General features: G+C 69.2%; 20 protein-coding genes and 2 pseudogenes. 9 read left to right on the top strand and 13 right to left on the bottom strand.

Annotated features, from left to right (window positions below; all coding sequences use genetic code 11):
- Genes hisB through KAK06_RS04090 form a run of 4 tightly spaced genes read right to left on the bottom strand, consistent with a single transcriptional unit; the run spans position 1 to position 2,374 of the window.
- Positions 1-597 carry an imidazoleglycerol-phosphate dehydratase HisB gene (hisB, locus tag KAK06_RS04105; protein ID WP_210800620.1) on the bottom strand — a complete coding sequence of 199 codons (597 nt, stop codon included), beginning with the start codon at positions 595-597 and terminating at the stop codon, positions 1-3.
- Positions 594-1,688 (bottom strand): histidinol-phosphate transaminase, encoded by a 1,095-nt coding sequence (hisC, locus tag KAK06_RS04100; protein WP_210800618.1) that lies wholly within the window; start codon positions 1,686-1,688, stop codon positions 594-596. Before hisC ends, hisB begins: the two co-directional genes overlap by 4 nt.
- Positions 1,689-1,692: 4 nt before the next feature.
- Positions 1,693-2,157: a PIN domain-containing protein gene (locus KAK06_RS04095; RefSeq protein ID WP_210800616.1), complete on the bottom strand. Its 465-nt coding sequence runs from the start codon at positions 2,155-2,157 to the stop codon at positions 1,693-1,695.
- On the bottom strand, positions 2,129-2,374 hold the full coding sequence (locus KAK06_RS04090) for a DUF6364 family protein (RefSeq protein WP_210800614.1): 246 nt from the start codon (positions 2,372-2,374) through the stop codon (positions 2,129-2,131). Before KAK06_RS04090 ends, KAK06_RS04095 begins: the two co-directional genes overlap by 29 nt.
- Before the next feature lie 143 nt (positions 2,375-2,517).
- Between KAK06_RS04090 and KAK06_RS04085 the strand changes: the two are divergent.
- From KAK06_RS04085 to KAK06_RS24020, 3 genes and pseudogenes are all read left to right on the top strand, one after another.
- Positions 2,518-5,190: pseudogene (locus KAK06_RS04085) on the top strand (NACHT domain-containing protein); the annotation flags it as partial.
- 109 nt (positions 5,191-5,299) lie between these two features.
- Positions 5,300-5,983, top strand: a pseudogene (locus KAK06_RS24640) (WD40 repeat domain-containing protein); the annotation flags it as partial.
- Positions 5,984-5,995: 12 nt separating this feature from the next.
- Positions 5,996-6,880 carry a WD40 repeat domain-containing protein gene (locus KAK06_RS24020; protein WP_310741028.1) on the top strand — a complete coding sequence of 295 codons (885 nt, stop codon included), beginning with the start codon at positions 5,996-5,998 and terminating at the stop codon, positions 6,878-6,880.
- On the opposite strand, the gene hisD is transcribed toward KAK06_RS24020, so the two are convergent.
- From hisD to KAK06_RS04040, 6 genes are read right to left on the bottom strand one after another with little or no spacing between them, the layout of a single operon-like run.
- On the bottom strand, positions 6,870-8,186 hold the full coding sequence (gene hisD / locus KAK06_RS04065) for a histidinol dehydrogenase (protein WP_210800610.1): 1,317 nt from the start codon (positions 8,184-8,186) through the stop codon (positions 6,870-6,872). The two genes, KAK06_RS24020 and hisD, sit on opposite strands and share 11 nt — an antisense overlap.
- 2 nt (positions 8,187-8,188) lie before the next feature.
- Positions 8,189-8,827, bottom strand: coding sequence for an ATP phosphoribosyltransferase (gene hisG / locus KAK06_RS04060; RefSeq protein WP_210800608.1), 639 nt, complete (start codon positions 8,825-8,827; stop codon positions 8,189-8,191).
- Positions 8,827-10,092, bottom strand: coding sequence for a UDP-N-acetylglucosamine 1-carboxyvinyltransferase (gene murA, locus KAK06_RS04055; protein WP_210800606.1), 1,266 nt, complete (start codon positions 10,090-10,092; stop codon positions 8,827-8,829). The genes hisG and murA overlap by 1 nt, the downstream gene beginning before the upstream one ends.
- Before the next feature lie 57 nt (positions 10,093-10,149).
- Complete coding sequence (locus tag KAK06_RS04050) at positions 10,150-10,428, bottom strand: BolA family protein (protein WP_210800604.1); 279 nt, start codon at positions 10,426-10,428, stop codon at positions 10,150-10,152.
- 35 nt (positions 10,429-10,463) lie between these two features.
- The gene (locus tag KAK06_RS04045) at positions 10,464-11,234 is read right to left on the bottom strand and encodes an ABC transporter permease (RefSeq protein WP_210800602.1); all 771 of its coding nucleotides are present in this window, start codon (positions 11,232-11,234) and stop codon (positions 10,464-10,466) included.
- Complete coding sequence (locus KAK06_RS04040; RefSeq protein ID WP_210800600.1) at positions 11,231-12,139, bottom strand: ABC transporter ATP-binding protein; 909 nt, start codon at positions 12,137-12,139, stop codon at positions 11,231-11,233. Before KAK06_RS04040 ends, KAK06_RS04045 begins: the two co-directional genes overlap by 4 nt.
- A gap of 190 nt (positions 12,140-12,329) precedes the next feature.
- Between KAK06_RS04040 and KAK06_RS04035 the strand changes: the two genes are divergently transcribed.
- From KAK06_RS04035 to KAK06_RS04015, 5 genes are all read left to right on the top strand, one after another.
- Positions 12,330-15,074, top strand: coding sequence for a TonB-dependent receptor (locus KAK06_RS04035; protein WP_310741027.1), 2,745 nt, complete (start codon positions 12,330-12,332; stop codon positions 15,072-15,074).
- A gap of 70 nt (positions 15,075-15,144) precedes the next feature.
- Entirely contained in the window at positions 15,145-15,948 is an 804-nt protein-coding gene (locus KAK06_RS04030; protein WP_210800596.1) for a hypothetical protein, read from the top strand.
- Positions 15,945-17,816, top strand: coding sequence for a hypothetical protein (locus tag KAK06_RS04025; RefSeq protein WP_210800594.1), 1,872 nt, complete (start codon positions 15,945-15,947; stop codon positions 17,814-17,816). Before KAK06_RS04030 ends, KAK06_RS04025 begins: the two co-directional genes overlap by 4 nt.
- Positions 17,817-17,891: 75 nt before the next feature.
- A complete protein-coding gene (locus KAK06_RS04020) occupies positions 17,892-18,548 on the top strand; it encodes a TetR/AcrR family transcriptional regulator (protein ID WP_210800592.1) in 657 nt (218 codons plus the stop codon).
- 31 nt (positions 18,549-18,579) lie between these two features.
- Positions 18,580-19,353 carry a tetratricopeptide repeat protein gene (locus KAK06_RS04015; protein ID WP_210800590.1) on the top strand — a complete coding sequence of 258 codons (774 nt, stop codon included), beginning with the start codon at positions 18,580-18,582 and terminating at the stop codon, positions 19,351-19,353.
- Positions 19,354-19,360: 7 nt separating this feature from the next.
- Here the strand turns inward: KAK06_RS04015 and KAK06_RS04010 are convergent, their stop codons facing one another.
- A complete protein-coding gene (locus KAK06_RS04010) occupies positions 19,361-20,806 on the bottom strand; it encodes a wax ester/triacylglycerol synthase family O-acyltransferase (RefSeq protein WP_210800588.1) in 1,446 nt (481 codons plus the stop codon).
- 106 nt (positions 20,807-20,912) lie between these two features.
- Here KAK06_RS04010 and KAK06_RS04005 point away from each other — a divergent pair, with 106 nt between their 5' ends.
- Complete coding sequence (locus KAK06_RS04005) at positions 20,913-21,167, top strand: acyl-CoA-binding protein (RefSeq protein WP_210800586.1); 255 nt, start codon at positions 20,913-20,915, stop codon at positions 21,165-21,167.
- Positions 21,168-21,194: 27 nt separating this feature from the next.
- Here the strand turns inward: KAK06_RS04005 and KAK06_RS04000 are convergent, their stop codons facing one another.
- Positions 21,195-21,500 (bottom strand): polyhydroxyalkanoic acid system family protein, encoded by a 306-nt coding sequence (locus tag KAK06_RS04000; RefSeq protein ID WP_210800584.1) that lies wholly within the window; start codon positions 21,498-21,500, stop codon positions 21,195-21,197.
- Positions 21,501-21,514: 14 nt separating this feature from the next.
- Entirely contained in the window at positions 21,515-22,609 is a 1,095-nt protein-coding gene (locus KAK06_RS03995; protein ID WP_247652621.1) for an aminopeptidase, read from the bottom strand.

Genomic DNA, 22,609 nt, shown 5'->3' with positions numbered 1-22,609 from the left:
TCAGAGGCTTCCCTTGGTCGACGGAATGACGCCGGCCGAGCGCGGATCGGGCGTCAGCGCCATGCGGATCGCGCGGCCGAAGGCCTTGAAGATCGTCTCGCACTGGTGGTGCGCGTTGTGGCCCTTGAGGTTGTCGATGTGCAGGCTGACCCCGGCGTGGTTGACGAAGCCCTGGAAGAACTCGTAGGTCAGCTGGGTGTCGAAGCCACCGATCATGCCGCTGGTGAACTTCACGTCCATCGCCAGCCCCGGGCGGCCGGAGAAGTCCACCACCACGCGCGAGAGCGCCTCGTCCAGCGGCACATAGCTGTGGCCGTAGCGGGTGATGCCCTTCTTGTCGCCCACGGCGGCGGCCACCGCCTGGCCCAGCGTGATGCCGACGTCTTCCACCGTGTGGTGGCCGTCGATGTGCAGGTCGCCCTGGGCTTCGATCTCCAGATCGATCAGGCCGTGGCGGGCGATCTGGTCGAGCATGTGGTCGAAGAAGCCGATGCCGGTGGCCAGGCTGGCGCGGCCGCTGCCGTCCAGGTTGACCTTGGCACGGATCTTCGTCTCGTTGGTGTCGCGCCGGATCTCGGCGATGCGCTCGGTGCTCATGCGGTGGTGTCCTTCAGCGCGGCCTCGAAGGCCGCCAGCATCTGCGTATTTTCCTCCGGCGTGCCCACGGTGATGCGCAGGCAGTTGGCCAGCAGCGGATGCAGACCGCTGACGTTCTTGACCAGCACCTGGCGCGCCTTCATGCCGGCGAAGATGGCGGCGGCATCGGGCACGCGCACCAGCACCATGTTGGCCTCGCTGGGAAAGGGCTGCACGCCCGGCAGCGCCCGCAACGCTTCGAAGATACGGGCCCGCTCGCAGCGGATCACCGCGGCCTGGCGTTCGTATTCGTCCGTGTGCTCCAGTGCGAACAGCGCGGCCTCGCAGTTCAGCACGCTGATGTTGAAGGGCGGGCGCAACTTGTCCAGCTCGTGGATCAGCGGCGCGCGGCCAATCAGGTAGCCAATGCGCACCCCCGCCAGGCCGAACTTGCTCATCGTGCGCATCAGCAGCACATGCTCGTGGCGCTGCAGCCGGGCCAGCGAGTCGCGCGACGCGAAGGGCTGGTAGGCCTCATCCATCACCACCAGGCCGGGGGCGGCCTCGATGATGGCGTCGATCGCGCCGTCGTCCCACAGGTTGGCGGTGGGGTTGTTCGGGTAGGCCAGCCAGACCACGGCGGGCTGGTGCTCGCGGATCGCGGCCAGCATGGCCGGGGCGTCGAGCTGGAAATCGGCCGTGGTGGGCACGCCCACGAAGCGCAGGCCCTGCAGCTTGGCGCTCAGCTCGTACATCACGAAGCCGGGCAGCGGCGCCAGGATCACGTTGCCGGGCACATCGGCGGCCAGCGTCAGCAGGCTGATCAGCTCGTCCGAGCCGTTGCCCAGCATGATGTCGCAGCCGGTGGGCATCTGCGCGTGCTTGGCCAGTTCGGCGCGCAGCACATCGCCACGCTCGGCCGGGTAGCGGTTCAGCGCCACCTCGGCCAGGCGCGCGCCCAGCTGCTGGCGCAGCGCGGGCGGCAGCGGGAACGGGTTCTCCATCGTGTCGACCTTGACCATGCCGGCGCTGGGCTGCACGGCATAGCCGTGCAGGCCCTGCACGTCGGCACGCAGGACACGTTTCATGCGGTCGGCCAGGGAGGCGCTCATGGCATCAGGCTTTCAGGGCGGGTTCGTCGAGCACGGCGGGCCCGACCAGGAAGGGGTTCAGGATCTGCACGCTGTCGATCTGCTGGCCGTGCTGCAGGTCCTCGGTCAGCAGGTAGCGGCAGCCCTGGTGGATGGCCGAAGCGACGATCAGCGCGTCCCACCAGCTCAGCTGAAAGCGCGCCTCCATCGCCCAGGCCGTCTCCACCGTCTGATGGTCGATCGCCCAGGGTTTCCAGTGCTGGTAGCGACGCACCTCGGCCCGCGCATCACCCTGCTTCATCGGTGGGCGCAGCTTGCGTGTGGCGTTGGCGTAATACTCGTTGAGGACCTGCGTGCTCAGTCGACCGCTGCGCCGCATCCACAGCGCGGCCAGCCATTCGCGTGCGCGCTCGGACTTGGCCGGGAAGGCCGCATCATCCGCATAGAGCAGGACGTTGGTGTCAACGAAGACGATCGAGTCGTTCGGCATAGATCTCATCGCGCTTCGGGTAGGCGCTGCCGTCGGAGGCGAACAGCGCCGGCCGCGCCAGCCACTCGTTCATCGCCCGCTCATAGGCATCGTCGTGCCGCATCTTCTCGGCCAGCAGTTCGCCCACCAGGCGCGAGACGCTGGTGTTGCGGCGCGCCGCCTCCAGCCTCGCCCATTCGGCGACGCTGTCTTCCATGGTGATGGTGACGTTTTTCATGGGCAGGGGCTCCCGGTGCGGGATGGCCGCAGGATAACACGAAGTTCGTGGAACACGAAGTTCGTGTTGCGAAGCATCCCTTTGACAGCATCAGTTCATTCAGACATCATTGAGACACGAAACGACATTTCGAGGCGTCAATCATGAACCTCACCGCACAACACCTCGGCGTGTACCTGCAGAAGCTGGCCGCAGAGCTGGGCACCACTGACGCAAAGCGCCTGGACACGATGGCCTCCTTGGTGGGTGCGACCGGCCATACCGACCAGCAGGCGGTGCTGAACAGCCTGTTCGCCAGCAGCCCCACCCAGGAAGCCCGCACCAAAGCGTTCAAACGCTTGCGAGAGCGCTTCAATGAATTGGCCGAAGCCCACAACCTGCCCGTGCGGATCGCAGTGAGCGACGCGCGCTCCGAGGGCGACGCCCGTACCGTGTGGTTTGAAGGGGAGGCCTTGCTCGACGTGCAGCACACCACGCCAGAGCTGGCCCGCGAGCAAGACCGCCTGGTCAACGACGCGCGCGGCATGCCGATGAACGAACCGCGCATCGCGCTGACGGAATGGCATGCCGGCAAGCCAGTGGTGAAGTGGTTTTTCAGCTACGCGCACGACGACGGCAAGGACGCCGACGACCTGTTCCGAAAGCTTTGCACGGTGCTGGGCAACTCCGACCGCTACCACTTCGTGCCCTGGCGCGACACGAACATCCTGACCTTCGATGACTGGGACCAGCACATCCAGACCGCGCTGGCCGAATGCCACCTGGGCCTGCTCGCGCTGAGCGAAAACTTCTTCTCGCGCGATTACATCCGCAAGCACGAGGTGCCTGCCTTCATCGACGGCAATCTGCGCACTGCTCCCGGCAAACGCGCCGTGCCGGTAGCGCTCAGGCGGTTGGACCTGAACAACATCGACACGCAGGGTCTGAAGACACGCCAGATCTTCTACCCTGATCACAAGGCCTTTGCCGAGCGTGGCCGAAAACGCGAGGAATGGGTGCAAGGCCTGCGCGACCAGATCCACCGCGTGCTCGACCGCTACGCCGATCGCCTCCCCGCCAGTTCAGGCGGCGGGGGTCACCCAAACCAGCCCTCAATGCCGCCGGCGGGGGCAGCCTTTGGCACGCCGACGGTGCTCGCCCAGGCACCGCAGTTCAGGCTACCCAAGGCCGGTCACATGGTGAATGACGTGGATGGTCTGCCCTACGAAGTTGAAGATCCTCGCGGCACGCGCACCTGCTTCAGTGAACGCAAGACTGTCGCCCTGCAGTCCGCCAACGCGGAGGCGGACAACGAGGCCGGTGTGCTGGTACTGGACGACCTGCTGGCCTGGCTGCGCGACGGCAGCGCCCCTCCCCTCTACGCGGTGCTAGGCGAATACGGTATGGGCAAGACCATCTCCTGCCAGCGCTTCGCCCGCACGGTTGAGAACCTGCGTGAGGCCGATGGCCAGGCCGGCCTGCCGTTGCCGCTGTACTTTGACCTGCGCTCGCTCAGTGGCCTGAAGGGCCGTGACCACGTCCCCACACTGGAAGAGACCATCACGGAATGCATCGCGCGGGGCTGGGCCAAGACCCACCCGCACCCGAGTGCGCAAGACCTCCTGGCGCGCAGCCGCGACCATGCCCAGCTGTGGATCTTCGACGGTCTGGACGAAGTGCTGGTGCATCTGAGTGAGGCCGATGGCCAGACCTTCACCAACGGCCTGCTGGCATTGCGACCGCAGCCGGGCCAGGACTGGAACCCCAACACTCGGGTGATGGTGTCTTGCCGCACGCAATACTTTCGCACCCTGCAAGCCCAGAACGCGCACTTCACCGCCCAGGGACGGGGTGCCACCGAAGCCGGTGACTACCGCGCCCTGGTGCTGCTGCCCTTCCGCGACGATCAAGTGCTGACCTATTTGCGCCACGCCCTGCCGGGCCTGGACGCTGAGAACACGCTGGCGCTGATCCAAAGCGTGCACAACCTGAGCGACCTGGCCAGCCGCCCGTTTTCGCTCAAGCTGGTGACGCAGTTCATACCTGAACTTGAGCGCCTGCGCACTGAAGGCCGCCCAATCTACGGCGTCACTCTATACCGCCAGATGGTCCACAGCTGGCTGAACCGAGACAAAGGCAAGCGGCAGCTGCGTGACCAGCATGCCGAACAACTCATGGCCCACTTGGCTGCCTGGACCTGGCAGCGCGGCCAGCGCTTGGTGCGCGCCGATGAACTGGAGGCCTGGTTCCACGAATGGATGGACTCCCGCCCGGCGATGCAGAAGCTCTACGGCAGCTACGACAAGGAGAAGCTGGAAGAGCAGTTGCGCACCGCCACCTTCCTGGCCCGCGAGGATGTGGCCGGCCCCAACGGCAGCATGCGCAGCGGCTTTCGGTTTGCCCACAGCTCGATGCAGGAGTACTTTCTCGCGCAGCACCTGGTGGAAGGTTTGCGCATCGGCCAGCGCGCCTTCTGGCAACTGCCCATCCCCAGCGACGAGACCCTGGAGTTTCTGGCGCAGAGCCTGCAAGAAGCACATGACGACGGCGAAGGGCCCGCCCTGCTCGCCACCCTGAGGGCCTGGCAACCACACTACCTGGCCCAGGCCAGCGAGTTGCACCTGCGCTATGCCCTGCTGGCGCACCGGCGCGGCTGGCCCTGCCCCAGCCTGGCTGGCTTCGACATGCGCGGTGCCCACCTGCATGGCTGGTCCTTCAAGGGCCGCTCGGCCACTGAACCGCTGAACCTGATGGGCGCCAATTTCAGTGGCTGTGAGCTGCGCGAAACCGTGTGGCACGACGTACGGCTGGACCGGGCCCGCCTGCAAGGTGCGCAGTTGGATCGTTGTGAGTGGTTGCGTGTGCAGGCGCCTCAGGTGCAGTTGCAAGACAGCTCGCTCCTGGGCAGCCGGATGCGGCAGGTGCATTGGGCCGGGGGGCGGTTCGATGAGGTTCGCACCCATGCCACTTGGGTGCTGCAAGGCGACACGCCGTGGGCAGCCACACAACCGGTCCTGGCACGGGCCGCCGCGCGAGGGTGCCCTACCGACCGGCGCTGGCCTCACCGCCAGGTGGCTGCCCCAACTAGGCCACTCCGGTCCGCTCCAGGCCTGCGCGTTTTCACCCGACGGTTCCCGCGTGGTCTCCGCCAGCTGGGACAACTCCCTGCGCCTGTGGGACGCCGCCTCCGGCCAGTGCCTGGCCACCTGGGCGGGCCATTCGGGCCCGGTCCAGGCCTGCGCCTTTTCTCCCGACGGCGCACGCGTGGTCTCCGCCAGCAGAGACAACTCCCTGCGCCTGTGGGACGCCGCCTCCGGCCAGTGCCTGGCCACCTGGGCGGGCCATTCGCGCCCGGTCCAGGCCTGCGCCTTTTCTCCAGACGGCGCACGCGTGGTCTCCGCCAGCTGGGACAACTCCCTGCGCCTGTGGGACGCCGCCTCCGGCCAGTGCCTGGCCACCTGGGCGGGCCATTCGCGCCCGGTCCAGGCCTGCGCCTTTTCTCCAGACGGCGCACGCGTGGTCTCCGCCAGCAGAGACAACTCCCTGCGCCTGTGGGACGCCGCCTCCGGCCAGTGCCTGGCTACCTGGGCGGGCCATTCGGGCCCGGTCCAGGCCTGCGCCTTTTCTCCAGACGGCGCCCGCGTGGTCTCCGCCAGCGATGACAACACCCTGCGCCTGTGGGACGCCGCCTCCGGCCAGTGCCTGGCCACCTGGGCGGGCCATTCGGACTGGGTCCAGGCCTGCGCCTTTTCTCCCGACGGCGCCCGCGTGGTCTCCGCCAGCAGAGACAACTCCCTGCGCCTGTGGGACGCCGCCTCCGGCCAGTGCCTGGCCACCTGGGCGGGCCATTCGGACTGGGTCCAGGCCTGCGCCTTTTCTCCAGACGGCGCACGCGTGGTCTCCGCCAGCTGGGACAACTCCCTGCGCCTGTGGGACGCCGCCTCCGGCCAGTGCCTGGCTACCTGGGCGGGCCATTCGGGCCCGGTCCAGGCCTGCGCGTTTTCTCCAGACGGCGCCCGCGTGGTCTCCGCCAGCGATGACAACAACCTGCGCCTGTGGGACGCCGCCTCCGGCCAGTGCCTGGCCACCTGGGCGGGCCATTCGGACTGGGTCCAGGCCTGCGCCTTTTCTCCAGACGGCGCCCGCATGGTCTCCGCCAGCGATGACAACACCCTGCGCCTGTGGGACGCCGCCTCCGGCCAGTGCCTGGCTACCTGGGTGGGCCATTCGGGCCCAGTCCAGGCCTGCGCCTTTTCTCCAGACGGCGCACGCGTGGTCTCCGCCAGCAGAGACAACTCCCTGCGCCTATGGGACGCCGCCTCCGGCCAGCTGCTGCGCGTCCACCAGCTCGGGCCCAAGGGCAGTCATGCCGTGTGGGACGAACCCAACCAGGGCCTGATTGAAGCCAGCGAAAGCGCCTGGCCGTGGCTCACGGCCCAGGTGCGTGACGCCGCAGGCCGCGTCGAGTGCGTGTTGCCGGTGGAGGCTTTTGGAGAGTTGCCGCTGCCGCAGCGGCTCAGCGCTTGAGGCGCATTTCCGCGGCTCGGGCGTGCCCTTGCAGCCCTTCGCCATAGGCCAGCTCGGCGGCGATCACGCCCAGCACCTGCGCGCCGTCCTCGCTGACCTCGATCAGACTGCTGCGCTTCTGAAAGTCGTAGGTGCCCAGCGGCGAGGAAAAGCGCGCGGTGCCCGAGGTGGGCAGCACGTGGTTGGGGCCGGCGCAGTAGTCGCCCAGGCTCTCGGAGGTGTAGGCGCCCAGGAAGATCGCGCCGGCGTGCTTGAGCAGCGGCTCCCAGCGGTGGGGCTCGGCGCTGGAGACCTCCAGGTGCTCGGGCGCGATGCGGTTGCTGATCGCGCAGGCCTCGTCCATGTCGCGCGTGACGATCAGCGCGCCGCGGCCCTCCAGGCTGGCGCGGATCACGGCCTCGCGCGGCATGGTGGGCAGCAGGCGGTCGATCGCGGCGCGCACCTGGGCGATGTAGCCGGCGTCGGGGCACAGCAGGATGGATTGGGCCAGCTCATCGTGCTCGGCCTGGCTGAACAGGTCCATCGCCACCCAGTCGGGCGGGGTGCTGCCGTCGGCCAGCACCAGGATCTCGCTGGGGCCGGCGATCATGTCGATGCCCACCTGGCCGAAGACGCGGCGCTTGGCGCTGGCCACATAGGCGTTGCCGGGGCCGGTGACCTTGTCCACCGGCGGCACCGTGGCGGTGCCATAGGCCAGCGCGGCCACCGCCTGGGCGCCGCCGATCGTGAAGGCGCGGGTCACGCCGGCCACATAGGCGGCGGCCAGCACCAGCGCGTTCTTCTCGCCCTTGGGCGTGGGCACGACCATGATGATCTCGCCCACGCCAGCCACATGGGCCGGGATGGCGTTCATCAGCACACTGGACGGGTAGGCCGCCTTGCCGCCGGGCACATAGATGCCCACGCGGTCCAGCGGCGTGACCTTCTGGCCCAGCAGGGTGCCGTCCTCGTCACGGTAGCTCCAGCTCTGGCCGCTGGCGGCCAGCTGGCGCTCGTGGTAGCTGCGCACGCGCTCGGCGGCGGCCTGCAGCGCATGGCGCTGGGCGGGGGTGATGGCGTCGAACGCGGCCTTCAGCTCCTCGCGGGTCAGCTCGAGTGCGGCCACGCTGCCGGCGGCGAGGCCGTCGAAGCGGGCGGTGTAGTCCAGCACCGCGGCGTCGCCGCGGGCCTGCACGTCGGCCAGGATGTCGGCCACACGCTGCTCGATGGCCGCGTCGGTATCGGCCGACCAGTGGCGCAGGCGGGCGAACTCGGCGTCGAAGTCGGGGGAGCGGGTGTCGAGCTGGCGCAGGTTCAGGGCAGACATGATCAGGCCGGGATGGCGGAGGCGAAGGCGTCGATCAGCGGCCGCAGGCGGTCGCGCTTGAGTTTCAGCGCGGCCTGGTTGACCACCAGGCGCGAGGAGATCTCCATGATGTGCTCGACCTCGACCAGCTTGTTGGCCACCAGCGTCTTGCCGGTGGAGACCAGGTCAACGATGGCATCGGCCAGGCCGGTCAGCGGCGCCAGCTCCATCGAGCCATACAGCTTGATCAGATCCACGTGCACGCCCTTGTCGGCGAAGTGCTGGCGCGCCACCTCGGTGTACTTGGTGGCCACGCGCAGCCGCGTGCCCTGGCGCACCTCGGCGGCGTAGTCGAAGCCCTCGCGCACCGCCACGCTCATGCGGCACTTGGCGATGTTCAGGTCCAGCGGCTGGTACAGGCCCTCGCCGCCGTGTTCCAGCAGCACGTCCTTGCCGGCCACGCCCAGGTCGGCGCCGCCGTGCTGCACATAGGTGGGCACGTCGGTGGCGCGCACCAGCACCACGCGCACGTCGGGCTGGTTGGTGGGCAGGATCAGCTTGCGGGTCTTCTCGGGGTCTTCCAGCACCTCGATGCCGGCCGCCGCCAGCAGCGGCAGCGTCTCTTCGAAGATGCGGCCTTTGGACAGGGCAAGGGTGATCATCACGAGATCCGTTCGATGTCGGCACCCAGCGCGCCGAGCTTGCGCTCGATGCGGTCGTAGCCGCGGTCGAGGTGGTAGATGCGGTCGACCACGGTCTCGCCCTCGGCCACCAGGCCGGCGATGACCAGGCAGGCCGAGGCGCGCAGGTCGGTGGCCATCACGGTGGCGCCCGACAGGCGCGGCACGCCCTCGATCATCGCGGTGCGGCCGTCGGTCTGGATGCGTGCGCCCAGGCGCAGCAACTCGTTGACGTGCATCATGCGGTTCTCGAAGATCGTCTCGGTCACCGTGGAGGCGCCCTCGGAGACGATGTTCAGTGCCATGAACTGCGCCTGCATGTCGGTGGGAAAGCCCGGGTACTCGGTGGTGCGAAAGCTCTGCGCCTTCAGCCGGCCCTCGCTGCGCACGCGCACGCCGCCGGCCTCTTCCAGCACGGTGGCGCCGGCATCGCGCAGCTTCTCGATCACCGCGTCCAGGTGATCGGCGCGGGCCTCGCGCAGCAGCACATCGCCGCCGGTGGCGGCCACCGCGCACAGGAAGGTGCCGGCCTCGATGCGGTCGGCCACCACGCTGTGCTCGCAGCCATGCAGGCGCTCGACACCCTGGATGCGGATGCGGCTGCTGCCGTGGCCCTCGATCTTGGCGCCCATGCGGATCAGCATTTCGGCCAGGTCGGGGATCTCGGGCTCCTGGGCGGCGTTCTCCAGCACGGTCTCGCCCTCGGCCAGCGCGGCGGCCATCATCAGGTTCTCGGTGCCGGTGACGGTGACCATGTCGGTGGTGATGCGCGCGCCGCGCAGCCGGGTGAGGCCGGGCTGCAGCCGGGCCATCATGTAGCCGTGCTCGACATCGATCTCGGCGCCCATCGCGCGCAGGCCCTTGATGTGCTGGTCCACCGGCCGCGAGCCAATGCCGCAGCCGCCCGGCAGCGAGACCTTGGCGTGGCCGAAACGCGCCACCAGCGGACCCAGCGCCAGCACCGACGCGCGCATGGTCTTGACCAGCTCATAGGGCGCCTCGGGGTTGGTCAGGTCAGCAGCGTTCAGCTGCACCGTGCCGTTGTCGTCGCGCTCGGCCGTCACGCCCATGTGGCGCACCAGCTTGAGCATGGTCGACACGTCCTGCAGGCGCGGCACGTTGTGCAGCACCACCGGCTCGGCAGTGAGCAGCGCGGCGCACAGCTCGGGCAGCGCGGCGTTCTTGGCGCCGGAGACGCGGACCTCGCCATGGAGGCGGCGTCCGCCGCGGATCAGGAGTTTGTCCATCTGGAAAGGCAGCAGGGCCGATCCCGCTGCGCGCGGCACCGACCGGGATCAGAGAAATCAGTGGGGCGCCAGCGGCTGCAGGCCGCCCTGGGCGCCATCGGCCGCCCATTCGGCCGGCGTCAGCGTCTTCATCGACAGCGCGTGGATCTCCTCGCGCATGCGCTCGCCCAGCGCGCCATAGACCAGCTGGTGGCGGCGCACCCGCGGCAGGCCCTGGAAGGCCGGCGAGACGATGGTGGCGTAGAAGTGGCGGCCGTCGCCGTCCACCTCCAGGTGCTCGCAGGCGAGGCCGGCGGCGATGAAGCTCTTGACTTGGGCGGGGGTGGGATCGGCCATGATCCGGCGATTATCGCCGATGCCTTCCGCCCCGATCAGGCCCGCAGCTTGTACCCGCTGTGCAGCAGCCGCAGCGTCCAGGCGGCCACCGCCACGGTGAAGCCGCCCACCACCGCTAGGCTCAGCCAGGGCGACACATCCGACACGCCGAAGAAGCCGTGGCGGAAGCCGTCGATCATGTAGAAGAAGGGGTTGAAGTGGCTGGCCGCTTGCCAGACCTCCGGCAGCGAGTGGATCGAGTAGAACACCCCGGCCAGCATGGTCATGGGCATGACGATGAAGTTCTGGAAGGCGGCCATCTGGTCGAACTTCTCGGCCCACAGGCCGGCCACCAGGCCCAGCGAGCCCATCAGCGTGGCGCCCAGCACCGCGAACACCAGCACCCAGGCCAGGTTGTCCAGCCCGGGCGGTGAGAACCACATCGTCACCAGCAGCACGCCCAGCCCCACCGCCATGCCCCGCGCCACCGATGCCCCCACATAGGCCAGGTACCAGGCCCAGGGCGACAGCGGCGTCACCAGCAGGAACACCAGGTTGCCGGTGACCTTGCTCTGGATCAGGCTGGACGAGGTGTTGGCAAAGGCGTTCTGCAGCAGGCTCATCATCACCAGCCCGGGGATCAGGAAGGCGGTGTAGGGCACGCGGCCGTAGACGGTGACGTGATCCTCCAGCACATGGCCGAAGATCATCAGGTAGAGCACCGCGGTCAGGATGGGCGCGCCCAGCGTCTGGAAGCTGACCTTCCAGAAGCGCAGCACCTCCTTGTAGAACAGCGTGCGCGCACCTTGAAATGGATGGCGGTTCATCGCGCGGCTCCCTGCATGATGGCGAGGAACACGTCCTCCAGGTCGGCGCGGCCGATCTCCAGGTCCTCGATGCGCACGCCGGCCTCGCGCAGGCGGGTCAGCACGGCTTCCACCCCGGCCGCGTCCTTGGTGGCCACCTGGGCGATGCGGCCGGTCACCCGGGCGCGTGCGGCCAGGTCGGGCGGCAGCGTGTCGTCGGTCTTGAAGCGCAGCACGCTGCCCTTGGCATCGGCCAGCAGGTTGGCGGTGCGGTCCAGCGCGACCATGCGGCCCTGCTTGAGCATTGCGATGCGGCCGCACAGCGCCTCGGCCTCTTCCAGGTAATGGGTGGTCAGCAGCACGGTGTGGCCCTGCTTGTTGAAGCGGGCGATGAACTGCCACAGCGTCTGGCGCAGCTCCACATCCACGCCGGCGGTGGGCTCATCCAGCACGATCACCGGCGGCTTGTGCACCAGCGCCTGCGCCACCAGCACGCGGCGCTTCATGCCGCCCGAGAGCTGGCGCATGTTGGCGTTCGCCTTGTCGGCCAGGCCCAGGCCGGCGAGCAGCTCGTCGATCCAGTCATCGTTGTGGCGCACGCCAAAGTAGCCGCTCTGGATGCGCAGCGCCTCGCGCACATTGAAAAAGGGGTCGAAGACCAGCTCCTGCGGCACGATGCCCAGCGCCCGGCGCGCAGCGGCGTAATCGGCCACCACGTCGTGGCCCATCACCGTGACGCGGCCGGCGCTGGCGCGCGCCAGCCCGGCGAGGATGCTGATCAGGGTGGTCTTGCCGGCGCCGTTGGGGCCGAGCAGGCCGAAAAACTCGCCTGGCTCGATGTCGAAGCTGACGCCGTCGAGCGCCCGCACCTGTCCCCGCGCGCCGCTGTAGGTCTTGGCGACCTCTTGGAAAGAAACGGCAGGCATGGGCCGTGATTCTAGGGGGCGGGTCCAACCCGCTCCGGCAACACCCTGAGCGGACACGGGAAGTCTTCCCACGGCCGAACCCAGGATCGCCGCCTAGCATGCTTGCGCGGCCCACAGGCCGTCGCCGCCCTCGTGCCGAGGTGCGCCCGAGCCCGTGCCCATGCCCTGTCCTTTCCGCCCTCGTCCCCCTGTGTCCTGCCTGAGCCTGGCCCTGCTGGCCGCACTGCCGGGCCTGGGCGCAGCCCAGGAGCGCCCGGCGGCCGAGGCCACGGTCGAGACAGCCCAGGTGCAGGAGCCGATCGGCCGCGTGCTGGTCACTGGCCGGCGCCGCATCCAGGTCGGCCCGGTGCCCGGTCTGGCGCTGTCGCGCGACCAGGTGCCGGCGCACCTGCAAAGCGCCAGTCAGGACGAGCTGCGCCAGTCGCGGTCGCTGAACATCGGCGACTTCATGAACAGCCAGATGCAGGGCGTCAGCATCAATGACTACGCCGGCAACCCGTTCCAGCTGGACGTCAACTTCCGCGGCTTCACCGCCAGCCCGCAGGTGGGCACGCCGCAGGGCCTGTCGGTGTTCTTCGATGGGGTGCGGGTCAACGAGCCCTTTGGCGATGTCGTCAACTGGGACCTGATCCCGATGAACGCGTTGGAGCGTTTCGACCTGTTCCCCGGTTCGAACCCGTTGTTCGGCCTGAACACCCTGGGCGGCGCACTGGCGCTGCGCAGCCGCAGCGGCTTCTCGGCGCCCGGAGTGGAGGCCGACCTCAGCCGCGGCAGCTTTGGCCGGCGCGAGCTGCGCGTCAGCGCGGGCCAGCACGACGAGGACCTGGGCGCCTTCGTGGCCCTGACCCACTTCGACGAGGACGGCTGGCGCGACCACTCGCCCAGCCGCGTGACCCAGGCCTTTGGCCGCCTCGACTGGCATGGCGAACGCGGCAGCCTGACCAGCAGCCTGCTGGCCGCCGACAGCACGCTGATCGGCAACGGCCTGCTGCCCATGGCGCTGGCCGAGGCCCAGCCGCGCAGCGTGTTCAGCGCGCCCGACCAGGCGCACAACACGGTGATCCAGCTGGGCCTGTCGGGCCAGTATGACCTGGACGACTGGCGCAACCTGACCGCGCAGGCCTACTGGCGCCGCAGCCGCCGCAGCGGCCTCAATGGCGACATCTACGAGGGCTTCGATGACTTCGACATCGAGCACGACGCCATCCCTGACCCGAGCGACCCGCGCATCCCGATCCCGCGCAACGGCGCCAACGATGCCTTCGGCGATGGACCGGGCGTCATCGCCGGCACGCCCAACGGCCTGCTGACCCGCACCGGCCTGAGCCAGACGGTCACCGGCCTGGCGCTGCAGTTCAACAGCAACACCCGGCCGCATGCCTTCATGGTGGGGGCGTCGATCGACCGCGCCCGCACCACCTACGCGATGAGCCAGCGCCTGGGCCTGCTGTCGCCCACGCGCCAGGTGCTGGGCGCCGCGCAGGCGATCGACGGTCAGTACTACGCCGCCAGCCACGACATCGTCGGCAACGACTTCGCCGGCCGCAGCACCACCGTCAGCCTGTTCGCCAGCGACAGCTGGACGCTGTGGCCCGGGCTCAGCCTGAGCGCCGCCGCGCGCTACAACCGCGCCACGGTGGACAACCGGCTGGCGGTGCGGGCCTCGTCGGCCAACGTGGCGCTGCATGAGCTGCGCACCGGCAGCGCGCCACTGCAGGGCTACCTGCAGGGCCGCACGATCACCGAAGAGTCGTTCAGGTACAGCTCGCTGAATCCCTCGCTGGGCGTCAACTGGCAGGCGCTGCCGCGGCTGCATGTGTTCGGCAACCTCAGCCGAGGCGCACGCGCGCCGTCGGTGGTGGAACTGGGTTGCGCCTTCGACCCCACACCGGTGCTGCGCAACCCCGACAACCCGGCGCTGGGCAAGACCGCGCGCAGCCTGGTGGGCCCGGGCTGCAACCTGCCCACCACGCTGTCGGGCGACCCCTACCTGCCGCAGATCCGCTCACTGTCGGGCGAGCTGGGGGCACGCGGCACGCTGGGCGCGGGCTGGGAATGGAACCTCAGCGCGTTTCGCACCGACCTGCAGGACGACCTGTACTTCGTCGGCGTGGGCGACGGCCGCAGCTACTTCGACACCATCGGCCGCACCCGCCGCCAGGGCGCCGAGATGGGCCTGAGCGGCCGGGTCGGCGCCTGGCAGCTGAGCGCCAACTACAGCTACACCCGCGCCAGCTTCGAGTCCGAGTTCTACACCCTGAGCCCGCGCAACAGCAGCGCCGATTTCGACCAGAACTCGCGCAGCGGCGACGACCGCTACCTCGAAGGCCAGACCGGCCTGCCCACCCCGGGCGCCACGCTCAACCGCGGCTACGGCACCTACCGCATGATCCATGTGATGCCCGGCGCCGAGATGCCCGGCATCCCACGCCATGGCCTGAACCTGCAGCTGCGCTGGCAGGCCACGGCGGCGCTGCAGCTGGGTCTGGCACTGCAGGCGCGCTCAGGCGTGTTCGTACGCGGCAACGAGAACAACCGCCACCAGGGCAGCGGCAGTGACCAGGAGACCGGCCAGTACTACTGCTCGCTCACCTCCTGCCCGGCCGAGGGCTACCAGCAGGCGCCGGTCAACCCGGGACGGCCGTTCACCGAGCCGGGCCGCCTGCCCGGCTACGCGCTGCTCAACCTGGATGCCCGCTGGCAGTGGCGCCAGGGCGTCAGCCTGTTCCTGCAGGTGCGCAACCTGCTTGATCGCCGCTATGCCAGTGCCGGCCGCCTGGGCATCAACCCCTTCACCGACGGCACCCACGGCGTGCAGGGGCCCAGCGGCTGGAACTACAACAGCGCCGACTGGCGGCCCAGCACGCTGGTGGCGCCGGGTGCACCGCGCCAGATCCAGCTCGGCATCACGATCGACTGGGGGGGCACCGGCTGATGCCCTTCACCGCTTCTTGTCCCAGGCCGCCACTGGCGCGCCGCCTTTGTCCACTCCACAGGAGACGCTCATGATGTACCGACTGATCCCCCTGGCTGCCACGCTGCTGGCCGCCTCCGCCGCCCAGGCCGACTGGGTCACCGTCTCGGATGCCGGCACGCCGGTGCTGTCGGTCTGCAACCCCAAGACCGGCAAGGGCGGCCAGCAGACCCAGGACCCGAACCTGAGCACCTGCAAGGTCGATGGCCTGCCGGGCTCGCCCAGCATGCCGGGCTACACCCGCATCAAGGCCACCTCCACGCCGATCACCGTCAACACGGTGCAGGTCGGCACGCTGCACGACTGGGTCTGGTGCGCCGGCACCAGCCAGGTCTGCGACGGCAGCAACAGCTACATCCTGGGCACCCGGGTGGAGCTCAATGACAGCACCGACTGGGGCAGCACCGGCGAATCCTTCGAGATCAATGACTTCACCCGCGCGATCAAGCCCGACCAGCCGGCGCAGATCGCCTACTTCATGGGCACGGTCGACAACGGCACCTCGGCCGCCACCGCCAAGGCCTACAAGTACATGGAGTACGCCGGCCGCACCCGAAAGGGCCTGGGCGAGTACGCAGGCTCGAAGAAGGGTGACCTGAACCCGACCCGCAACAACGCCTGGATCGACTTCCGTTCGGACACCAACGCCGACGACCCCGACGCCAACCCGCCCTTCTCGTTCAGCAGCCCCTGGTCGCCGTGGATGATGGTGCACCAGATCTGCGCCAATGGCATCAAGCCGGCACAGGTGGGCAACAAGCTGCGCCTGCACCAGGGTGGCGAGGAAGGCCAGCCTGATGTCGAGGTCTACGCCAGCGCCTACGTCTGCAAGTGATCCGCGCTGCGCTGGCCGCTCTGCTGACATCCCTGCTGGTGGCGGCCTGCGGGGGCGGCGGGCCAGCGGCCGAGACGCCGCTGCCCGAGGCCCCGCAGATGCAGGGCGTCGCCACCGACGCGTTGGCGCCCGAGCAGCGCTCGATCGACATCACCGTCAAGGGCCGCAGCGGTCTGGCGCGCACCGCCAGCAGCATCCTCTCAGGCACCGCCTACGAGGTGACGCTGGACCAGCTGGAAGGCCCCTATCTGCTGGCCTCGGCGCGCAGCGAGGGGCGCTTCGTCCACGCCCTGGTCACCCAGCCCGGCGTGGCCAATCTGACGCCGCTGAGCACGCTGGTCGTGGCGCAGCTGCTGCAGGCCGATCCCGACACCTTCTTCGAGAATCTGGGCGCCCAGGGCGGCGTGCCTGCCGTCACCGACGCCCAGATCCAGGCCGCGCAGGAGCAGGTGGCTTACCACCTGTGGCGCCGCCTGGGCCTGGACTGGCGCGGCAGCGCCAGCTTTACCACCACCGCCTTCACCCCACAGGCCGGCGACCCGATGTTTGACCGCCTGCGGTCGCTGCAGTCAGCGCTGGCGGCGCAGGGCCGCGACATGGCCGGCCTGGTCACTGAACTGCTGGCCCAGGCCGGCCGCTGCCAGGGCCTGCGCGTGGCCGTCCTGCGCGACGCTCAGCGCCGCGACCTGTGCCCGCAGGCGCGTTCGACCGGCAATGACCCGCTCGATCTGGACACCGTGATCCACCGCTTCGAGGATGTCTTTGGCGACACGCTGACGCTGCGCGTGCGCACCGGCGTGCTCAGCTCGGTGGTGCTGGAGCACGAGGGGCTGAGCTGGCGCTGCGACGGCACCGGCTGCGCCGGGATCCGCATCGGCGCCCCGGACGAACGCGGCGAGCGCCTGATCGACCTGACCGACCTGTCGCTGCAGGCCGCCGATGGCCGCAGCGCCCGCCTCAGCGGCCAGTTGCTGGCCGCTGCCGGTGGCCGCAGTTTTCCGCCGCTGGAGTGCAGCGACAACCGCGTCTGGCTGATCCCCGACAGCGGGGCCATCAGCGGCTACTGTGGCGACGCGCCTGCGGCCTTCACCAGCGGTCGTCTGCGCCAGATCTACCTGCTGACCGATCTGCAGGGCGCCGACCCGCGGCGTGTTGAGCTCACGGTGGCCGACCGCAGCGTGGTGTCGGTGAGTGTCTGGCAGCGCGAAGGCGAGACCGATCGGGTCAGCCACCGCTGCCTGGGGGCGGCCTGCAGCGGGGTCAGCGTGTCGGCCGCCGATGCCGACGACTGGCGCCAGGTGGTGCTCGACGACACGCCCTTGCCCGCCGTCGATGCCACCGGTGCGCCCAGCGGCGGCGAGGGCCTGCGCCTGCGCGCGACGATGACCGTGCAGGACGAGCGGCAGAACTTCGCCACCACCTGTGGCTTTGGCGAGGGCGGCGTGCTGGCCAAGCCCAGCGACGAGGGCCTGCTGATCGAGGTCTGCAAGGCCAGCCAGGCGGCGATGGACGAGTGGGGGGTCTACGACCTGGTGACTCACCGCCTGCTCGGCCCGGGCCACGAGGTCTACAGCATCGGCACGGCCCTGGTGCGGCGCGAGGGCGCCGACTGGTCGGCGGCGGACAACCTGCAGCTGGAGACCCGCAGCGGTGTGGTCTCCCGCGTGGTGTTCCGCCGCCGCGACGGCCAGCGATTCAGCTGCGAGGGCGCGGCGGCCTGCGCCGGGGTCAGCGTATCGGCGCCAGACGGCGATGGCGTGGTCACGCTGAGCTACGTCGAGCTCGTGTTGACCGAGCGCACCCGCGGCCAACTGCCCGGCGACCGCACACTGCGCCTGAACGGCAGCTACACGATGCCGCCCTTGTAGCGCCGTCCTGGAGCGTCGCCTTGGGAGCAGGCTCTAGAACAGGGCGCATCAAGCCGGTGCATACTCGGCGGGCCCATGAGCAAGAAACCGCCGCGCCGCACCGCCGAGCGCATCCTTGAGGTCACGCTGGACCTGTTCAACCGATTCGGCGAGCCCAATGTCTCGACCACGCTGATCTCGGCCGAGATGGGCATCAGCCCCGGCAACCTGTACTACCACTACCCGGCCAAGGACGAGCTGGTCAATGCGCTGTTCGACCGCTACGAGAAGGCCCTGAACCCGCTGCTGAGCGCCGCCGATGACGTGCGCCATGTGGAGGACGCCTGGCTGTTCTTCCACATGCTGTTTGAGCTGATCTGGGAGCACCGCTTCCTCTACCGCGACCTCAACGATCTGCTCAGCAAGAACCGGCGGCTGGAGACCCATTTCCAGTTCGTGCTCAAGCACACCACCCAGGCGGTGGAGTCCCTGCTGCGCGGCCTGCTGCGCGGCGGCGCCATGCCCGCCCAGCAGCCCGCCGGCCCGGCCACCGCGCAGGCGATGGTGGTGATACTGACCTACTGGCTGAGCTACGAGTTCGTGCGTGAGCCGCGCAAGGCGCTGGAGGCCGAGCATGCCGCCACCACGCTGGCGCGCGGCGCCTGGCATGTGCTGAGCTTGCTGGAGCCCTACCTGGAACCCGCCCAGCGCGATCACCTGCACCGCCTGGCGGCCGATTACCGCCAGCCCTGATTCCGAGCCACAACACCGACAGGAGACACCCATGGCCAAGTGGACCGCCTTTCCGTATGACGCCGCCGACTACACCTACGACGCCGCGGCGCTGAAGAAGCACTGGGCGCGTCTGCACGCCGGTGACGCCGAGCCCTGGCCCAAGGACGAGGCCGCCCAGGCCGCCTGGGCGCTCTACCACGCCGGCCAGTTCCAGAAGGCGGTGGAGGCCGGCCTGAAGGCGGGCGGCTCGGGCCTGAATGCCGCCAACAAGGCGCAGGCGATCTACGCCAACTACCTGGAAAAGAGCGAGAAGGTCAAGCTGGCCCTGTTCACCGAGGTGGCCGAGCGCGCCGGTGCGCTGGCCGAGGCCGAGCCCAAGAACGCCAACGCCCACTACCTGCAGGCCTATGCGCTGGGCCGCTACAGCCAGGGCATCAGCGTCACCAAGGCGCTGGCCCAGGGCCTGGGCGGCAAGGTCAAGACCGCGCTGGAAACCGCGATCCAGCTGAACCCCAAGCATGCCGACGCCCATATCGCGCTGGCCGCCTTTCATGCCGAGGTGATCGACAAGGTCGGCAAGCTGCTGGGCAAGACCCAGGGCGCCGACGCCGCCACCGGCCTGAAGCTCTACAAGGAAGCGCTCAAGCTGAACCCGGCCAGCGCGATCGCCCGCGTGGAGTACGCCAACGGTCTGGTGATGCTGGAAGGCGACAAGCGCATGGCCGAAGCCGAGGCGCTGTACCAGGAGGCTGCCGGCTGCACGCCGATGGACGCGATGGAGCGGCTGGACGTGGAGATGGCCAAGGCGGAACTAGAGGACTGAGGCTGGTTCAGTCCTCGCCCCACGGCAGCATCAGCGCCAGGTACAGCAGCTGCTCGAACTCGGGCTGGAAGCGCTCGATGATCGCTTCCGGGTCGGGGCACATCGCGTCGTCGGTGATCAGGCCGAACTGCACGCCACCGGCATAGCTGAGGATGCTCACGCCCAGGCCGATGTCGCCGCTTTGCGGCACCCAGAACATCACCTGGCGGATCGTGCGGCCGCACATGCGCAGCGCCTCGCGCGGGCCGGGCACATTGGTCATCACCGCGGTGGTCTTCTTGGCGAAGAGGTTGAGCATCGCGTCCTGTGCCGGCTTGACCAGCAGGCCGGCCAGCGCCAGCAGCGCGAAGACCAGCACCGGCTGGTAGCCGCCCTTGAGCGCGTTCATGCGCGCGCGCACCGCGGCCAGGCGCTCGATCGGGTGCTCGATGCCGATCGGCAGCACCAACGGCACCAGGCCGAAGCGGTTGCCCAGCTTCCAGGCCTGGTCGAGCGGGCGCAGGTTGAACGGGATCATCGCGCGGATCTCCTTGCCCGCGGTGTCCTCGCCCCGCTCGCGCAGGTAGCTGCCGATGGCACCCGCCACGCAGCTCAGCAGCACGTCGTTGATCGACGCGTCCAGCGCCTGGCCGACGGCCTTGACCTCGGTCAGCGGCAGCGGCTCGCCCCAGGCCACGCGCTTGCCGGGCGTGGCCTTGCCCTTCAGGCGCGTGGGCGAGTCATCGGGCATCAGCGCCAGCGAGGCCAGGTCGGACACCGCCTGCGCACCGATGCGGGCGATCTCCAGCCCGCCGGCCAGCGGCTGCGTGGGGTGGGCCATCAGCTCGATCGACTTGGCCATGCCATCGCCGGTCAGGCCGATCGCCTTGATCGTCACGTCGGCCACCGGCTTGATGAAGACATCGGCCAGCCATTCGGTGGCGTCGGGCGCGGGCTCGTCCTCGTGTTCGCGCACGGGTGGTGGCGTACCGCCGTCGGTGATCGACAGCAGCACCGAGATCAGCGCAATGCCGTCGCCCACGCAGTGGTGCACGCGGGCGATGAGTGCGCTGCGGCCCTGGCCGTCGCCCTCGTCCAGCCACTCGACCAGGTGAAACTGCCACAGCGGGCGGTCAGCATCGAGCGCCTCGCCGGTGAGCTCGGCCACGCGGGTCTTCAAGGCCTCCAAGGGCGTGGTGCCGGCCGGCACGTCCAGGGTCTCGGCGGTGACATGGTGGTCCAGGTCGAAGGCCTCGTCCTCGACCCAGCTGGCGCCCAGCGCGTCGTGCACCACCTTCTGGCGAAAGCGCCCGTATTTCAGCAGCGCGCCGCCGACGCGCTCGCGCAGTTCGGCCAGGCCCAGCGCCGGCTCAAGCAGCCAGACGCCGACGATCATCATCAGGTTGGCGTCGGAGTCCATGCGCAGCCAGGCGTAGTCGACGCGTGACATGCGCTCGGCGCGCGGTGCAGACATGGGGAGCTTCCTCTAGAGAATGGGCAAACCAGCCAGTGACGATGCTGGGTAACATCGCCAGCGTCAAGCCAGACTTTCCCACACCCGACACCGCAGGAGACCGACCATGGCCGATCTGAAAGCTGCCTTCGAGCAAGCCGTGACCGAGAGCAAGCAACTGCCCGAGAAGCCGGACAACATGACGCTGCTGAAGATCTACGCCCTGTACAAGCAGGCCACGGCCGGCGATGTCGAAGGCAAGCGCCCCGGCTTCACCGACATGGTGGGCCGCGCCAAGTTTGACGCCTGGGATGGCCTGAAGGGCACCTCGGCCGACGACGCGATGCAGCAGTACATCGATCTGATCGAGTCGCTCAAGTGAGCCGGGCGGGGCACCCGGCCCCGCGCCTCACTTCTTCTTGGCGGCCTTGGCCAGCGCGGTATCGAGGTTCTTGGTGATCTCGGCCTCGATCTGGCCGGCAAAGGCGCCCAGCAGCAGGCCCAGCTTGGCGTACAGGTCCACGTGCTCGCCGCTGACCTCGAGCTGGCCGCGCACGCCCGAGCGCGTGAACTCGACCAGGTCGCTAGTCTCGCCCTCGTAGATCGTGCACTCCATGTCGAACTTCTGTTCGACATCCTCGGCAAACTTCATTGCCATCTCGCGCGCTTTCTTCAGGCCCAGCGTGTGCTCGCGGCGGATGCGGATCTCGGACATCGGTGGGGTCTCCGTCAGGGTTGCAGGGCACGCAAGGCGGCCTCGCGTTGGTCTCGGGGCCGGCCAGCGAGCTGCTGCACGGCCACATGGAAGCGCCGGAAATCGCGGCCTTCGCGCTCGAACAGCGCCTCGAAGGCCGGCACCCAGGCATGGTAGGCCGCCTGCACGCCCAGCGAAGCGTTGTTGCTGCGGGCGATGTAGGCATCGAAGCCGGTGTAGCCGTCCCAGCGCTCGCGCTTGAGGCGCTCATGCTCGGCTCGCAGCCGGGCCATCTCGGCGGCCTTGCCGGCGCGCTTGTCGGCCTCGCTGCCGGGGCCACGGTACAGCGCGTCCAGCCGGTCGCGCGTGGCCTGGGTCAGCGCGCGCAGCTCGCGGCGGCGCTGGTCGAAGCGCTGGTACTGCTCGCGCGCGTCGGCGCTGGCGCGCTCGGCCAGCCAACGCGCGCCGCCCAGGCGTTCCACGGCGGTGGCGTAGCTCTCGTTGAAGACCGTGTCGCCCTCGGCGTAGGCCACCTGGTGGCTCAGCTCGTGGAAGATCAGACGCGCCAGCTCGCCCTCGGGCCACTGGATGAAGCTGGAGAGCAGCGGGTCGCCGCCCAGCCAGTCGGAGAAGCCCAGCGTGGAGTAGGCCGGCACCGCATAGACGCTGGTCTCCCAGCCTTCGGGCGCCAGCGTGGCGGCATAGGCCTCGGCCGCCGCGGGGTCGAAGTAACCGCGGTAGCTGACGCAGCCCACCACCGGAAAACACCAGGTCTTGAGCTGCAGCGACAGCTCGGGCGCGGCCACCACGTTCCACACCGCGGCGGCGCGGTGGATGTCGGCGTAGGCGCGGTAGCTGCGGTTGTCGGGCAGGCCCAGCTCGCTCACCGCATAGTCGCGAATGCGCTGGGTCAGCGCCAAGCGCTGCTTCAGGGCCTCGGGCGTGGCGGGGTCGGCGATCACCTGCTCCACCGGCCGGGCGGCCGACAGCAGACCCAGGTGGCCACCGGCCGATTGCGCCAGGTAGCCGATCGACGTGCAGCCGCTGCTCAGGCACAGCGTGCCGGCTGCGGCCAGCACCAGCAGCAGCGAGCCGGCGCCCGCCCACATCAGCGCGCGACCCCAGCGCAT

Origin of the sequence: Ideonella aquatica, from assembly GCF_018069755.1 — a bacterium.
Classification (GTDB): Bacteria; Pseudomonadota; Gammaproteobacteria; order Burkholderiales; family Burkholderiaceae_C; genus Ideonella; species Ideonella aquatica.
This window is presented reverse-complemented; position numbering and strand designations above follow the sequence as displayed.

What these genes read in the sequence shown, in the direction of transcription:
- KAK06_RS04015 (WP_210800590.1), top strand. Translation starts at nt 18,580, where the DNA reads ATGGCCAAGTGGACCGCCTTTCCGTATGACGCCGCCGACTACACCTAC.
- KAK06_RS04045 (WP_210800602.1), bottom strand. Translation starts at nt 11,234, where the DNA reads ATGAACCGCCATCCATTTCAAGGTGCGCGCACGCTGTTCTACAAGGAG.
- KAK06_RS04030 (WP_210800596.1), top strand. Translation starts at nt 15,145, where the DNA reads ATGATGTACCGACTGATCCCCCTGGCTGCCACGCTGCTGGCCGCCTCC.
- KAK06_RS04000 (WP_210800584.1), bottom strand. Translation starts at nt 21,500, where the DNA reads ATGTCCGAGATCCGCATCCGCCGCGAGCACACGCTGGGCCTGAAGAAA.
- KAK06_RS04095 (WP_210800616.1), bottom strand. Translation starts at nt 2,157, where the DNA reads ATGCCGAACGACTCGATCGTCTTCGTTGACACCAACGTCCTGCTCTAT.
- KAK06_RS03995 (WP_247652621.1), bottom strand. Translation starts at nt 22,609, where the DNA reads ATGCGCTGGGGTCGCGCGCTGATGTGGGCGGGCGCCGGCTCGCTGCTG.
- hisG (WP_210800608.1), bottom strand. Translation starts at nt 8,827, where the DNA reads ATGATCACCCTTGCCCTGTCCAAAGGCCGCATCTTCGAAGAGACGCTG.
- KAK06_RS04010 (WP_210800588.1), bottom strand. Translation starts at nt 20,806, where the DNA reads ATGTCTGCACCGCGCGCCGAGCGCATGTCACGCGTCGACTACGCCTGG.
- KAK06_RS04090 (WP_210800614.1), bottom strand. Translation starts at nt 2,374, where the DNA reads ATGAAAAACGTCACCATCACCATGGAAGACAGCGTCGCCGAATGGGCG.
- hisB (WP_210800620.1), bottom strand. Translation starts at nt 597, where the DNA reads ATGAGCACCGAGCGCATCGCCGAGATCCGGCGCGACACCAACGAGACG.
- KAK06_RS04050 (WP_210800604.1), bottom strand. Translation starts at nt 10,428, where the DNA reads ATGGCCGATCCCACCCCCGCCCAAGTCAAGAGCTTCATCGCCGCCGGC.
- hisD (WP_210800610.1), bottom strand. Translation starts at nt 8,186, where the DNA reads ATGTCTGCCCTGAACCTGCGCCAGCTCGACACCCGCTCCCCCGACTTC.
- KAK06_RS04020 (WP_210800592.1), top strand. Translation starts at nt 17,892, where the DNA reads ATGAGCAAGAAACCGCCGCGCCGCACCGCCGAGCGCATCCTTGAGGTC.
- KAK06_RS04040 (WP_210800600.1), bottom strand. Translation starts at nt 12,139, where the DNA reads ATGCCTGCCGTTTCTTTCCAAGAGGTCGCCAAGACCTACAGCGGCGCG.
- hisC (WP_210800618.1), bottom strand. Translation starts at nt 1,688, where the DNA reads ATGAGCGCCTCCCTGGCCGACCGCATGAAACGTGTCCTGCGTGCCGAC.
- KAK06_RS04005 (WP_210800586.1), top strand. Translation starts at nt 20,913, where the DNA reads ATGGCCGATCTGAAAGCTGCCTTCGAGCAAGCCGTGACCGAGAGCAAG.
- murA (WP_210800606.1), bottom strand. Translation starts at nt 10,092, where the DNA reads ATGGACAAACTCCTGATCCGCGGCGGACGCCGCCTCCATGGCGAGGTC.